The sequence below is a fragment of the Curtobacterium sp. NPDC086286 genome, from assembly GCF_044746255.1.
Taxonomy (GTDB): domain Bacteria; phylum Actinomycetota; class Actinomycetes; order Actinomycetales; family Microbacteriaceae; genus Curtobacterium.
On record NZ_JBIVBW010000006.1, the window covers coordinates 260,261 to 272,953 of the forward strand.

General features: G+C 73.9%; 11 protein-coding genes. All 11 read left to right on the forward strand.

The features are described 5' to 3' along the window. Positions 1 to 126 precede the first annotated feature (126 nt). The gene (locus ACIPKM_RS13010; RefSeq protein ID WP_071301927.1) at positions 127 to 894 is read left to right on the forward strand and encodes an LLM class flavin-dependent oxidoreductase; all 768 of its coding nucleotides are present in this window, start codon (positions 127 to 129) and stop codon (positions 892 to 894) included. Beyond that, complete coding sequence (locus ACIPKM_RS13015) at positions 891 to 2,165, forward strand: LLM class flavin-dependent oxidoreductase (protein ID WP_402736869.1); 1,275 nt, start codon at positions 891 to 893, stop codon at positions 2,163 to 2,165. Before ACIPKM_RS13010 ends, ACIPKM_RS13015 begins: the two co-directional genes overlap by 4 nt. A 123-nt stretch (positions 2,166 to 2,288) precedes the next feature. Beyond that, on the forward strand, positions 2,289 to 2,666 hold the full coding sequence (locus tag ACIPKM_RS13020; RefSeq protein WP_402736870.1) for a carboxymuconolactone decarboxylase family protein: 378 nt from the start codon (positions 2,289 to 2,291) through the stop codon (positions 2,664 to 2,666). Positions 2,667 to 2,697: 31 nt separating this feature from the next. Further along, complete coding sequence (locus tag ACIPKM_RS13025; RefSeq protein ID WP_402736871.1) at positions 2,698 to 3,888, forward strand: LLM class flavin-dependent oxidoreductase; 1,191 nt, start codon at positions 2,698 to 2,700, stop codon at positions 3,886 to 3,888. After that, entirely contained in the window at positions 3,885 to 5,240 is a 1,356-nt protein-coding gene (locus tag ACIPKM_RS13030; protein WP_402736872.1) for an NtaA/DmoA family FMN-dependent monooxygenase, read from the forward strand. Before ACIPKM_RS13025 ends, ACIPKM_RS13030 begins: the two co-directional genes overlap by 4 nt. After that, on the forward strand, positions 5,237 to 6,259 hold the full coding sequence (locus tag ACIPKM_RS13035; RefSeq protein ID WP_402736873.1) for an LLM class flavin-dependent oxidoreductase: 1,023 nt from the start codon (positions 5,237 to 5,239) through the stop codon (positions 6,257 to 6,259). Before ACIPKM_RS13030 ends, ACIPKM_RS13035 begins: the two co-directional genes overlap by 4 nt. After that, complete coding sequence (locus ACIPKM_RS13040) at positions 6,256 to 7,305, forward strand: ABC transporter permease (protein ID WP_336696991.1); 1,050 nt, start codon at positions 6,256 to 6,258, stop codon at positions 7,303 to 7,305. The genes ACIPKM_RS13035 and ACIPKM_RS13040 overlap by 4 nt, the downstream gene beginning before the upstream one ends. Then, the gene (locus ACIPKM_RS13045) at positions 7,302 to 8,192 is read left to right on the forward strand and encodes an ABC transporter permease (protein WP_071301934.1); all 891 of its coding nucleotides are present in this window, start codon (positions 7,302 to 7,304) and stop codon (positions 8,190 to 8,192) included. The genes ACIPKM_RS13040 and ACIPKM_RS13045 overlap by 4 nt, the downstream gene beginning before the upstream one ends. Beyond that, positions 8,189 to 9,835: a dipeptide ABC transporter ATP-binding protein gene (locus ACIPKM_RS13050; protein ID WP_402736874.1), complete on the forward strand. Its 1,647-nt coding sequence runs from the start codon at positions 8,189 to 8,191 to the stop codon at positions 9,833 to 9,835. The genes ACIPKM_RS13045 and ACIPKM_RS13050 overlap by 4 nt, the downstream gene beginning before the upstream one ends. Beyond that, complete coding sequence (locus tag ACIPKM_RS13055) at positions 9,832 to 11,454, forward strand: ABC transporter substrate-binding protein (protein WP_402736875.1); 1,623 nt, start codon at positions 9,832 to 9,834, stop codon at positions 11,452 to 11,454. The genes ACIPKM_RS13050 and ACIPKM_RS13055 overlap by 4 nt, the downstream gene beginning before the upstream one ends. Further along, positions 11,451 to 12,587 (forward strand): LLM class flavin-dependent oxidoreductase, encoded by a 1,137-nt coding sequence (locus ACIPKM_RS13060; RefSeq protein ID WP_402736876.1) that lies wholly within the window; start codon positions 11,451 to 11,453, stop codon positions 12,585 to 12,587. Before ACIPKM_RS13055 ends, ACIPKM_RS13060 begins: the two co-directional genes overlap by 4 nt. The last annotated feature ends 106 nt before the right edge of the window (positions 12,588 to 12,693 follow it).

A 12,693-nucleotide genomic window follows, 5' to 3' on the forward strand; every position in this document is an offset into this window, starting at 1 on the left:
CGCAACCCGACGACACCTGCACCCGCCGGGGCCGCGCTGCCCCGTACGGTCGTCGGCAACGGCCCGCCACGGACGCTGGGGAGGCGACGGTGGCGGGCCGCTCTGCACGCGTACGGAGGGACCACCGTGACCGAGACACCAGCACCGACCATCGTCGCCGTGCCGGACGGCGACCTCGCCGCCGCCGTCGCCCGACCCGGTGGGATCGCCCGGCTCGCCGACCGGATCCGTGCCTCGGGCGCCGCGGTCGTCGCGATCGGCACCGACCGCTTCGACGCCGAACGCGGTCGTGGCCACCGGCTCGACCCGACCACCGCGGCGCTCGCCCTCGGCCGTGCCCTGCCCACGCACGGGCTGCTCGTCGCCGCGGCCCCGACCCGGGAGCACCCGTACAACGTCGCCCGCCGGGTGCTGTCCCTCGACCACGTCCTGGACGCCCGGGTCGGTCTCGTCGTCGGAGCGCGGGACCACGGCCTCCCGGCGACGGGGGAGCAGCACGACCCGGCCGAGTTCGCCGAGGTGGTGCGCGGCCTCTGGCGGACGTGGCCGCTCGACAGCATCGTCGGCGACCGCGCAGCCGGCCGGTTCGCCGACACGACCCGGATCATCCCGCTCGACCACGACGGCGGGCCGGACGGGTACCGGGTCCGGGGGCCGTTGACGACGCCGTCGAGCCGGCAGGGCGAGCCCGTCCTCGCGGTCTGGCACGACGTCGCACACGAGGGTGCCGACCTGGTGCTCGGCGGAGCCGCGCGCCCGCTCGTCCCGTTGCCGGGCGGGGCCGGTGCGTCCGAGCCGAGCCGCGCCTCCCGGACCCCGACCGGCCCCGGTGCCCACCGGCGGACGCTGCGTGACCTGCTCGGTCTGCCGGTCCCCGCGCCGGTCGGCGCATGAGCGCCGACACCGACGCCGGGCTCGTCCTCGGCGTCAACCTGCAGGGCTTCGGCCAGCGACCGGCGGCCTGGCGGACCCAGGACGTCGAGCCGACCGACCTGCTCACCGCCGGGTTCTGGGAGGACCTCGGCCGGACCGCCGAACGCGGGCTGCTGGACATGGTGTTCTTCGCGGACCACCCCGCGCTCGGCGACCCGAACGTCCGCGCGTACGGGCTGCTCGAGCCGTTCGTGGCGCTCGGGGCGATCGCCGACGCGACCACGCACCTCGGACTCGTCGGGACGGCGTCGACGACCTACAACGACCCGGTCGACCTCGCCGAGCGGCTCCTGTCCCTCGACACGGTCTCCGGGGGCCGCGTGGCGTGGAACGCCGTGACGACCTACGACCGGTCGGTGTCGGCGAACTTCGGCGTCGCGACGAACCCGGAGCGACCCGAGCGGTACGCCCGTGCCGGCGAGGTCGTCGACCTCGTGCAGGCGCTCTGGCGGTCCGCCGCCACCGGGGTGCCGGTCGACCACCACGGCGAGTTCACCGAGTTCGCGGGGACGATCACCGTCCCGCCGTCGGCGCAGGGACACCCGGTGGTGTTCCAGGCCGGGGGATCGCCGCACGGACGAGACCTCGCCGCGCGCGTCGCCGAGGGCGTGTTCGCCGTCGAGCTGACGCCCGAGCCCGCCCGGGAGCACTACCGCGCCGTCAAGCAGGCGGCCCGGACGTACGGCCGGCGGGCGGCGGACGTGGCGATCGTCCCGGGGCTGTCGCTCGTGCTCGGCAGCACCGAGGCCGAGGCGCAGCGGCGGTTCGACGAGCTCGAGGCCCTCGCCCCGGACGGCTACTCCCTGCGGGCGCTCGGGACCCACCTCGACGCCGACCTCACCGACCTCGACCCGGACGCGCCGGTCCCCGCGGCGATCCTCGACCGCGAGGTCGACCCCGTCACCTACGGCCCCTCGCTCGGGTACCACGAGACCGTCGTGCGCTGGGTCCGCGCGCACAACACGTCCCTGCGAGAGGTCCTGCGCGGCTTCGGTGGCTACGGCGCCCGGATCGTCGTCGGCACCCCGGAGCAGGCCGCCGACACCATCGAGGAGTGGTACCGGACCGGGGCCGCCGACGGCTTCAACCTCATGATCGACGAGTTCCCGCGCGGCCTCGAGACCGTGGTCGACGAGCTCGTCCCGATCCTGCAGCGGCGCGGTGTGTTCCACCGCGAGTACGAGGACGTCACGTTGCGCGGGCGGCTCGGTGCGCGGGCGCGCGGGCTGTAGGGCGCGCGCCGCGTGACGCCGTGTGACGTGGCGACCAGGCCCGCCGCGTCACACGGGGCAACGCCCGGTCACGCTCCGCAACACCCGTCGTGCCCGGGCCCGGTCGGTCATAGCGTCGCCACCATGACCGACTACCTCGACCGCGAGCACGACAAGACCTTCACGAAGGTCTACAAGCAGCAGACCCCGGACATCCTCTCGGCCTTCGTGCAGTTCGACGAGTCGGTGTTCCGGGCCGAGGGTCGCGAGATCCCGCTGAAGTACCGGGAGCTCATCGCACTGGCGGTCGGCATCACCACGCAGTGCGTCTACTGCATCGACGGCCACAGCCAGCGCGCGGTCACGGCCGGCGCGAACGAGGCCGAGCTCGCCGAGGCCGCCTGGGTCGCCACGGCCATCCGCGCCGGCGGCGGGTTCGCCCACGGCCGCCTCGGCTTCAAGTTCGGCGCCGACGCCGCGGCTCCCTCCGACTTCGCGACCTCCGCGTCGCACCAGCACTGACCACCGACCACACCCGACGGAAGCGCACCCCATGCCCGACCGCATCACCCTCGTCACCGCCCTCCAGGGCGCCGGCTGGCACCCCGCCGCCTGGCGCACCGCCGGTCCCGCGGCGCAGCGCCTCACCAGCCTCCGACACTGGCGCGACGTCGTCGTGGAGCAGGACCGCCTCGGCGTCGACGCCGTCACGATCGAGGACTCCTTCACCGCCGGTCCGGTGGACGCGGCGGGCGACCTCGACACGAGCACGGTCGTCGGCCGCCTCGACGCCCTCCTCGTCGCGAACGCGGTCGCCCCCGCGACGCGCGCGCTCGGTCTGGTGCCGACCGTCTCGGTGACGCACACCGAACCGTTCCACGTCGCCACGGGCCTCCAGACCCTCGACCACGTCTCGCAGGGGCGAGCCGGGTGGCGGATCCAGGTGAGCCCGACGCCCCGCGAAGCAGCGCTCTTCGGGCGCCGTCCCGGCGGCGACGAGGCGTCCGTCCTCTTCGACGAGGCGCGCGAGGTCGCCGAGGTCGTGTCGCGACTCTGGGACAGCTGGGACGACGACGCGATCATCCGCGACGTGACCACCGGCCGGTTCATCGACCGCGACCGCATCCACAACGCCGAGTTCGCGGGGTCCTTCGTCTCGGTCCACGGCGCGTCGATCGTGCCGCGGTCGCCGCAGGGCCGTCCGCCGGTCTTCTCGCTGGCGCACCGCGCCGACGCGGCCGCGTTCGCGGTGGACGCTGCGGACGTCGTGCTGGTCACGCCCGGGTACGACGGACGGGAGGCGCGGGACCTGCTGTCGGAGATCCGTCACCTCGAGCAGGTGGCCGGCTCGGACGTCCGTCGTCCGGTCCTCGCCGACCTCGCGGTGCTCATCGGGTCGTCGTCGGCCGCCGCCGCCGACGCGCTGGCCTCGCTCGACACGGCTGCCGGTGCCCCGTACGCGTCGACGTCCGACACGTCCGTGCTGGCGACGACCGTGCCCGAGCTCGTCACGCTCATCGGGGCCCTGCGGGACCTCGGGTTCGCCGGTGTCCGACTCCGCCCGCTGCGCATCCCGCTCGACTCCACGGCGATCGCCCGCGAGCTCGTCCCCGCGCTCGTCACGGCCGGCCTCCGAGCCGACGTGGCCTCGCGTCCCACCGCCGACCTGCGCACGCGGCTCGGCATCGCCCCGGCGGTCGGCCGGTACGCGTCCGCATCCGCCCCCGTGGAGGTCCCAGCATGAGCGCCAAGCGTCAGGTCCACCTCGCCGCCCACTTCCCGGGCGTCAACAACACCACGATCTGGAGCGACGACCGGGCCGAGAGCCAGATCGCGTTCTCGTCGTTCGAGCACTTCGCCCGGAACGCCGAGCGCGGGCTGTTCGACTACCTGTTCCTCGCCGAGGGCCTGCGGCTCCGCGAGCAGAAGGGCCGCATCCACGACCTCGACGTCGTCGGGCGCCCGAACACGCTCGCGGTCCTCGCCGCCCTCGCCGGGGTCACCGACCACATCGGGCTCGTCGGCACGCTGCAGACCACGTTCAACGAGCCGCTCGAGCTCGCGAAGCAGCTCGCGACGCTCGACCACCTCACCGACGGACGCGCCGGCTGGAACGTCGTGACCAGCTCGGACGCGTTCCACGGCGCGAACTTCCGTCGTGGCGGGTTCCTGGACCACGCCGACCGGTACACGCGGGCGGCGGAGTTCATCGAGCTGTCCCGCGAGCTCTGGGACTCGTGGGAGTCCGACGCCGTCGTGGCCTCGGCCGTGTTCGCCGACCGCTCCCGGATCCGCGACGTCGACCACCACGGGCCGCAGTTCGACGTGACCGGGACGTTCCCGGTGCCCCGGAGCCCGCAGGGGCACCCGGTGGTCGTGCAGGCCGGCGACTCCGACGAGGGGCGCGACCTCGCCGCGACGCACGCCGAGGTGATCTTCTCGCTGCACACCGAGTTCGACGACGCGAAGTCCTACTACGACGACATCACGGCGCGCCTCGAGCGCGTCGGCCGCTCGAAGGACGAGCTGCACATCCTGCCCGCGTCGACCTTCGTCCTCGGAGACACCGCCGCGGACGCCGCCGAGCGGGCCCGGGCGATCCAGCGCGCCCAGGTCAGCCCGGCAACGGCGATCGCGTTCCTCGAGCAGGTGTGGAACCGCGACCTGTCCGGGTACGACGTGGACGGCCCGCTGCCCGACGTCGAGCCGGACCTCGAGGGCGCCGCGATCACCCGCGGCCGCGCACGGCACACCCGCGACGTGCCGGCACTCGTGCGGTCGTGGCGCGACCGCGCCGAGGCCGAGCACCTGTCCATCCGTGAGCTCGTCATCGCGGTGTCGACGCGCGGCGGGTTCGTCGGGACGCCCTCGCACATCGCGGCCGAGATCGACCGCTACGTCCAGGAACGTGCGACGGACGGGTTCGTCGTGGTCCCGCACACCAACCCGTACGGCCTCGACGAGTTCGTCGACACGGTCGTCCCGCTGCTGCAGGAGCGCGGCGTCTACCGGGAGTCCTACACCGAGGGCGCGACGCTCCGCGAGACACTCGGTCTGCCCGGGACCATCCGAGACCGCCGGGGGGTGCTCGCGTGACGGTGCGCAGCCTGTCGATCCTCGTGCCGGGGAACTTCGCGGACGACGCACCCGTCGACGGCCTCGAGGCCACGCTCGACCTCTTCGTCACGGCGGAGCGGCTCGGCGTCGACGGCGCCTGGGTCCGGCACCGTCACCTCGAGCACGGCATCGGGTCGGCGGCGGTGTTCCTCGCCGCGGCCTCGCAGCGTACGAGCGCGATCGAGCTCGGGGTCGCCGTCGTGCCGATCGGGTGGGAGAGCCCGTTCCGCCTCGCCGAGGACTTCTCGCTCGCCGACGTCCTGTCGCACGGGCGGGTCCAGGTCGGGCTGTCGACGAGCGCCCCGCACGAGGACATCCTCGGCGACCTGGTGTTCGACGGCGACTGGCGCTCCTTCGACCGCGGCTACGAGCGGGTCACCCGCTTCGTCGACAACCTGCGCGGGGACTTCCTCGGCGGCGACGACACCGTCATCCAGAGCCCCGGCAACGTCCAGCGCCCGCGGCTGCAGCCGTACGCACCGGGGCTCGTCGACCGGGTCTGGTACGGCGGGGGATCGCTCCGGTCGGCCGCCTTCGCGGGCAGCGCCGGGCTCAACCTGCTCATCGGCAACCTCACCTCGGGCGAGGGCACGGACGACTACGGCACCGCCCAGCGGAACCAGCTCGCCGCCTACCGCGCCGCGCTGCCGTCCGGCCGGACACCCCGCGTCGCCTGGGGACGATGCGTCGTCCCGACCGACTCGGCCGACCGCGTCTCGCGTGAGCGCTACCGGACCTGGTACGAGTCGCGTCTCGACCGGCAGAGGGCTCCGCAGGGTCCCCGGCGCACCCTGTTCTCGGCGGACCTCGTGGGATCGGCCGAGCAGATCGTCGAGCAGCTCGTCCACGACGCCACGCTCGCCGAGGTCGACGAGTTCCGCATCGAGCTGCCGTACGAGTTCGCCGGCGACGAGTACGAGCAGATCGTGTCGGACGTCGTGTCGAGGGTCGCGCCGGCCCTCGGGTGGGCACCAGCGCGGACGGTGGTGGCGGCGTGACCCGGTACGTGCTCTCGCGCATCGGGCAGGCGGTGCTCGTGCTCTGGGCGGCGTGGACGATCTCCTTCTTCGTCCTCTACGTCCTGCCGAGCGACCCCGCCCGGATCATGCTCGGTCCGGACGCCACCGACGTGACGCAGGCGCAGCTCGACGCGCTCCGCCACCAGTACGGACTCGACCAGCCCGTGCTCGTGCAGTACTTCCAGCACCTCGGTTCGCTGCTCACAGGCGACCTCGGCCGCTCGATCGGCGTCGGACGACCCGTCACCGAGGTCATCGGCGAGGCCGTCGGTCCCACCGCGCAGATCGCCGTCGTCGGCCTGCTGCTCGCGATCGTGTTCGGCGGCGGGCTCGCGGTCCTCGCCACGTGGACCCGCAACCGCGCCCTCGGGCAGTTCCTGCTGCAGCTGCCGCCGGTCGGTGTCGCCGTCCCGGGCTTCTGGTTCGCCCTGCTGCTCGTGCAGTGGTTCTCGTTCGGCTTGCACGTGTTCCCGGCGTTCGGCGGCGAGGGACCGTCGTCGGTCGTCCTCCCCGCGATCACCCTGGCGCTGCCGACCGGCGCGACGATCGCCCAGCTGCTGTCGAAGTCCCTGGTCGCGACGCTCCGTGAGCCGTACGTCGACACCGCGTACGCCAAGGGCGCCGGACGCTGGCGGGTGCAGCTCCGGCACGCGCTGAAGAACGCCGCGCTGCCGGCCCTCACCGTGACCGGCCTCATCGTCGGACAGCTGTTCTCCGGCACCGTCGTCACCGAGACGGTGTTCTCCCGCCCGGGCCTCGGCCGCGTCACCGCGACCGCCGTGCAGGGGCAGGACATCCCCGTCGTCCAGGGCATCGTGCTCGTCGCCGCGGCGATCTTCGTCGTCGCGAACCTCGTCGTCGACCTCGTGTACCCGCTCCTCGACCCGCGTGTCGTCCTGGCCGGGAGCCGCCGGAAGCTCCGGGAGCAGGACGGTCCGACACCGGGCGGCGGCACGGGCGACGCCGCGGGCCCCGGTGCCACCACGGGCACCACCGCCCCGACACCCCAGGGAGTCCCCGCATGACCGAGACCACGCAGCTCGCGATCGGCCGTCCCGCGTCGCTCGTCTCCGACCGCGTCCCCGGCGGCGCGACCGCACTCCGGGGCGTCGTCGCCCGGCCGACCCTCACGCTCGCCGTGCTCTGGCTCGCCCTGGTCGTCCTCGCCGCGCTGCTCCCCGGCGCCCTGACCCACCTCGACCCGCTCGCCGCGGAACCCGCCGTGAAGCTCACCGCGCCCGACGCCGCACACTGGTTCGGCACCGACCAGCTCGGCCGCGACCTCTACGCCCGCGTCGTGCACGGCACGGCGCTCACCCTGCAGGCGGCGATCCTCGCGATCCTCATCGGGCTCGTCGGCGGCTCGGTGGTCGGGCTCCTCGCCGGGTTCGTCGGCGGGGTGGTCGACACCGTGCTCATGCGCGTCGCGGACGTCCTGCTCGCCATCCCGAGCCTGCTGCTGTCGCTGACGATCGTGACCGTCCTGGGCTTCGGCACCGTGAACGTCGCGGTGGCGGTCGGCGTCGCGAGCATCGCCACCATCGCCCGGATCATGCGCTCCGAGGTCGTCCGGGTCCGCACCGCCCCGTACGTCGAGGCGGCCACGGCGAACGGGAACCGCTGGTGGCGGGTGCTGCTCGTGCACGTCCTGCCGAACGCGGCCGGCCCCGTGCTCGTCCTCGCCGCGCTCGAGTTCGGCACCGCGATCCTCGCCGTCTCCAGCCTGAGCTTCCTCGGCTACGGCGCCCAGCCGCCGGCACCGGAGTGGGGCTCGCTCGTCTCGACCGGCCGCGACTTCATCGCCACCTCGTGGTGGCTGACGACCATCCCCGGTCTCGTCATCGCGGTCACGGTCCTCGCCGGCAACCGCGTCGCCCGGGCACTCGACACCGAACGGCGGGCCGTCCGATGAGCCTCCTCAGCATCCGCGACCTCACGGTCGCGTACGGCCACGGCCGGCACGCGCGGACGGCGCTGCACGGCGTCTCCCTCGACGTCGGTCGCGGCGAGCGCGTCGCGATCGTCGGCGAGTCCGGTTCGGGCAAGTCGACGACGGCGCACGCGGTCCTCCGGCTCCTGCCCGCAGCGGCCGAGCTGACGGGAGGCACGGTGCGGCTCTCCGGGACCGCCGCCGGTTCCGCGGACCTCGACCTGGTCACCGCGTCCGACGCCGAGGTCCGTCGTGTCCGCGGCGTCCGGATCGGCTTCGTCCCGCAGGACCCGACGGTCTCGCTCAACCCCGTCACGCGCATCGGTCGGCAGGTCGCCGAGGTGCTCGAGATCCACGGGATCGCGACCGGGGCCGACGCCCGCCAGCGCGCCGTGGAGGAGCTCCGTCGCGCCGGGATCGACCGTCCGGAACTGCGCGCGGAGCAGTACCCGCACGAACTCTCCGGCGGCATGCGGCAGCGGGTGCTCATCGCCATCGCACTGATCGGCGACCCGGAGCTCCTCGTCGCCGACGAGCCCACGAGCGCCCTCGACGTCACCGTGCAGCGGACGATCCTCGACCACCTCGACCGACTCGTCGCCGAGCGGGGGACGAGCGTCCTCTTCATCACGCACGACCTCGGGGTCGCCGCGGACCGGGCGGACCGGATCGTCGTGATGTCCGAGGGACGGATCGTCGAGCAGGGCACCCCCGCCGAGGTGCTCGGCGCTCCCCGCGAGGCGTACACCCGCGCGCTCATCGCCGCGGCGCCCAGTCTCGACGACGTGACCGTGTCCGTGGGGGCCGACCCGCGCCTCCCGTCCGGCAGTGACAACCCGCTCGTCGTCGCGACGGGCCTGCGGAAGTCCTTCGCCCGCGTGGCCGCCGTCGACGGCGTCGACGTGACCGTCCCGCGCGGCCGCACCCTCGCGCTGGTGGGGGAGTCCGGGTCCGGGAAGTCGACCACGGCGCGCCTCGTGCTCGGTCTCGAGCGCGCCGACGCGGGCACCGTCCGGTTCGACGGCGACGACGTGACCGCTGCCCGCGGTGCGGCGCTGCGGGCGTACCGGCACCGCGCGCAGATCGTGCAGCAGAACCCGTACGCGGCCCTGCACCCGCGGCTGTCGGTCGGGTCGATCATCGCCGACCCGCTCGCGGCGTTCGGGATCGGCACCCGGCGATCGCGTGCGGCCCGTGCGGCGGAGCTGCTCGACCTCGTGGCCCTGCCGGCATCGACGGCGGGTCGGCGACCGTCGGAGCTGTCGGGCGGTCAGCGGCAGCGCGTCGCCATCGCCCGGGCGCTCGCGCTCGACCCGTCGTTCGTCGTCCTGGACGAACCGGTCTCGGCGCTCGACGTGTCCGTCCAGGCGCAGATCCTCGACCTGCTCGCGTCGCTGCAGGAGACGCTCGGCGTCTCGTACCTGTTCATCTCGCACGACCTCGCCGTCGTCCGCCGCATCGCCCACGAGGTGTCCGTCCTCCGGGGCGGGCGCGTGGTCGAGCACGGCGCTGTCGCCGAGGTCCTCCACCACCCGCAGCACGAGTACACCCGTGCCCTGCTCGACGCGATCCCCGGTCGATCCCGGCGCGTCGCACCCCTCACCCCCTCCGAAGGAGTCTCATGACCATCCACCGCACCCCGATCCGTCTGGTGGTCGCGATCGCGGCCGGCACCGCGGCGGCCCTGGTGATGGCCGGCTGCTCGTCGGGTGGCACCGCGTCGTCGTCCTCGTCGAAGCCCGTCGACGGCGGCTCGCTGACCTACGCGATCGCCAACGACCCGATCACGCTCAACCCGACCGGGACCGGCGCCGGCAACGACACCCTCGCCATCACCCGGCAGCTCGTCGACTCGCTGCTCTGGCAGGACCCGTCGGACGGCTCGCTGAAGCCCTGGCTGGCGACGAAGTACTCGGCGAACGCCGACGCGACCACGTTCACGTTCGACCTGCGCTCCGGTGTGACGTTCTCCGACGGGTCGGCCTTCGACGCCACCGCCGTGAAGGACACCTTCGACGACATCGCGAAGGCCGGGGCGTCCAGCACCGCCGCCGCGTACTTCTCGGGGTACCGGGAGACGAAGGTCGTCGACGACGACACCGTCGAGGTCGACTTCACGACGCCGAACGCCGCGTTCCCGAACGCCACCGCGTCGGTCGCGCTCGGCATCGTCGCGCCGAAGACCACCGAGACGCCGTTCGAGGACCGGGCCGACGGCACGGCCGTCATCGGGACGGGGCCGTTCACGCTGTCGTCGTACACGAAGAACACCTCCACCGTCCTGACGAAGCGCAAGGACTACGACTGGGGCCCGGCCGCGCGGTCGAACACCGGCGCGGCGCACCTGTCGAAGGTGACGTTCCAGGTCGTCCCGGAGGCGAGCGTCCGCACCGGCAGCCTGCAGTCCGGCCAGCTCGACGCGATCAGCAGCGTGCAGCCGAGCGACGTCGACACGCTCGAGTCGCAGTACGAGCTCGTGACCCGCGCCAACCCCGGGCAGGTGTTCGGGCTCACGTTCAACCAGAAGCGCCCGCTCGTGTCCGACCTCGTCGTCCGCAGGGCGATCGCGCAGGCCGTCGACCCGAAGACCGTCCGGGACACGTCGCTGAACGACCTGTTCGAGGTCGCGACGTCGGTGCTCGGCTCGACCACCCCCGGGTACACCGACACCTCCTCGGCGATCTCGTACGACCCGGCCGCGGCCGAGCAGGCGCTCGACGAGGCCGGGTGGAAGACCGGCTCCGACGGCATCCGGGCGAAGGACGGCCAGGAGCTGCGGCTCAAGCTCATCTGGATCACGAACTTCGGGCCGAACCAGACCTCGCTCGAACTCATCCAGCAGGAGCTGCGGAAGGTCGGCGTCGGTCTGACCCTCGAGAGCGGCACCGTCCCGCAGTACCTCGCCAACACCACGAGCGGGGACTGGGACCTCGCGTGGGACAACAGCTCCCGCGCCGACGGCGACGTCCTCCGCTCGAAGTTCTCGAGCGACGGCGCCCAGTCGATCGGCGCCGCCGACGGCACGCTCGACGCCCTGTTCACGAAGGAGCTCTCGCAGTCGTCCGCCACCGAGCGAGCGGCCACGTTCGCGGCGATCCAGGAACGGATCGCGTCGCAGGTGGACTTCGTCCCCGTGCACGAGCTCACCAGCATCATCGCCACCACGAAGGACGTGCACGGCATCACGTTCGGCGCGGACACCCGCCTCGACCAGCTCACCGGCGCCTGGACGGACGCAGCATGACCGCCGTCCCCCTGTCCGTCCTCGACCTCGTCCCGGTCAGCGCCGGGTCCACCGCCGCGCAGGCGCTGCACCGCACGATCGACCTCGCGCAGCACGCCGAGCGTGCCGGGTACGCCCGGTACTGGCTCGCCGAGCACCACCTCAACCCGGGTGTCGCCGGCAGCGCACCGAACATCGTGATCGGGGCCGTGGCCGCCGCGACCTCGACGATCCGCGTCGGCAGCGCGGCGACGCTGGTCGGCAACGTCCGCGGACTGCAGATCGCCGAGACCTTCGGCACGCTCGCCGCGCTGTACGGGCCGCGGATCGACCTCGGTCTCGGCCGGTCCGGTGCCCCCGCGCCCGGTGCCCCGAAGCCGCCGTCGCTCGCCCCGCGCGAGGACGAGGTCGTCGACGGGCTGCTCATCCCGGCACCGTTCGACTTCCGGATCGCCCCGCGCAGCCGGTTCGCGCTGCAGGGCGAGCTGCTCGGTCGGGTGCCGGGCGACGTCGACCGGTTCGAGGGCGAACTCGACCTGATCCGAGCGCTGTTCGCCGGGACCTGGTCGCACGACGGCGCGGTCGTCGAAGCGCCGCCCGCCGCCGGTACCCCCGTCGAACTCTGGATCCACGGCTCCACCGGGGGTGCGAGCGCACGGGCCGCCGGCGCGCTCGGCCTGCCCTACGGCGCGAACTACCACACGTCGCCGGGCACGGTGCTGGCGTCGGTCGAGGCGTACCGCGACGCGTTCCGCCCCGGCGTGCTCGACGCGCCGCACGTCATCGTGTCGGCGGACGTCGTCGTCGGCCGGGACACCGACGAGGCGTCCGGACTCGCCCTCGGCTACGGCCAGTGGGTGCACTCCATCCGCTCCGGTGTCGGGGCGATCGAGTACCCGACGCCCGAGTGGGCCCGTGAGCACCCGTTGGACGACGCTGCGGCGGCATCGGTCGCGGACCGCATCGCCACGCGGTTCGTCGGCGATGCCGGCACGGTCGCGGACCAGCTCGAGACGCTGCGGCGTGCCACCGGGGCGGACGAGCTCCTCGTCACGACGATCACGCACGACCACGACGCGCGGGTGCGCTCCTACGAGCTGCTCGCGGCCGAGTGGGCGCGGCGTGCCGAGCAGGCGGTGCCGGCCGCGGTCTGAGACGTGGCCGGCCGACGGACGGGAGGCGGGGGGGCCGCCGGGCCCCCCCCCCCCCCCCCGGGGGGGGGGCCCCCCCCCCCGGGGGGGGGGGCCCCCGCGGGGGGGG

Coding starts and splice junctions, on each gene's coding strand:
- ACIPKM_RS13015 (WP_402736869.1), top strand. CDS start 891: ATGAGCGCCGACACCGACGCCGGGCTCGTCCTCGGCGTCAACCTGCAG.
- ACIPKM_RS13020 (WP_402736870.1), top strand. CDS start 2,289: ATGACCGACTACCTCGACCGCGAGCACGACAAGACCTTCACGAAGGTC.
- ACIPKM_RS13025 (WP_402736871.1), top strand. CDS start 2,698: ATGCCCGACCGCATCACCCTCGTCACCGCCCTCCAGGGCGCCGGCTGG.
- ACIPKM_RS13030 (WP_402736872.1), top strand. CDS start 3,885: ATGAGCGCCAAGCGTCAGGTCCACCTCGCCGCCCACTTCCCGGGCGTC.
- ACIPKM_RS13045 (WP_071301934.1), top strand. CDS start 7,302: ATGACCGAGACCACGCAGCTCGCGATCGGCCGTCCCGCGTCGCTCGTC.
- ACIPKM_RS13050 (WP_402736874.1), top strand. CDS start 8,189: ATGAGCCTCCTCAGCATCCGCGACCTCACGGTCGCGTACGGCCACGGC.
- ACIPKM_RS13055 (WP_402736875.1), top strand. CDS start 9,832: ATGACCATCCACCGCACCCCGATCCGTCTGGTGGTCGCGATCGCGGCC.
- ACIPKM_RS13060 (WP_402736876.1), top strand. CDS start 11,451: ATGACCGCCGTCCCCCTGTCCGTCCTCGACCTCGTCCCGGTCAGCGCC.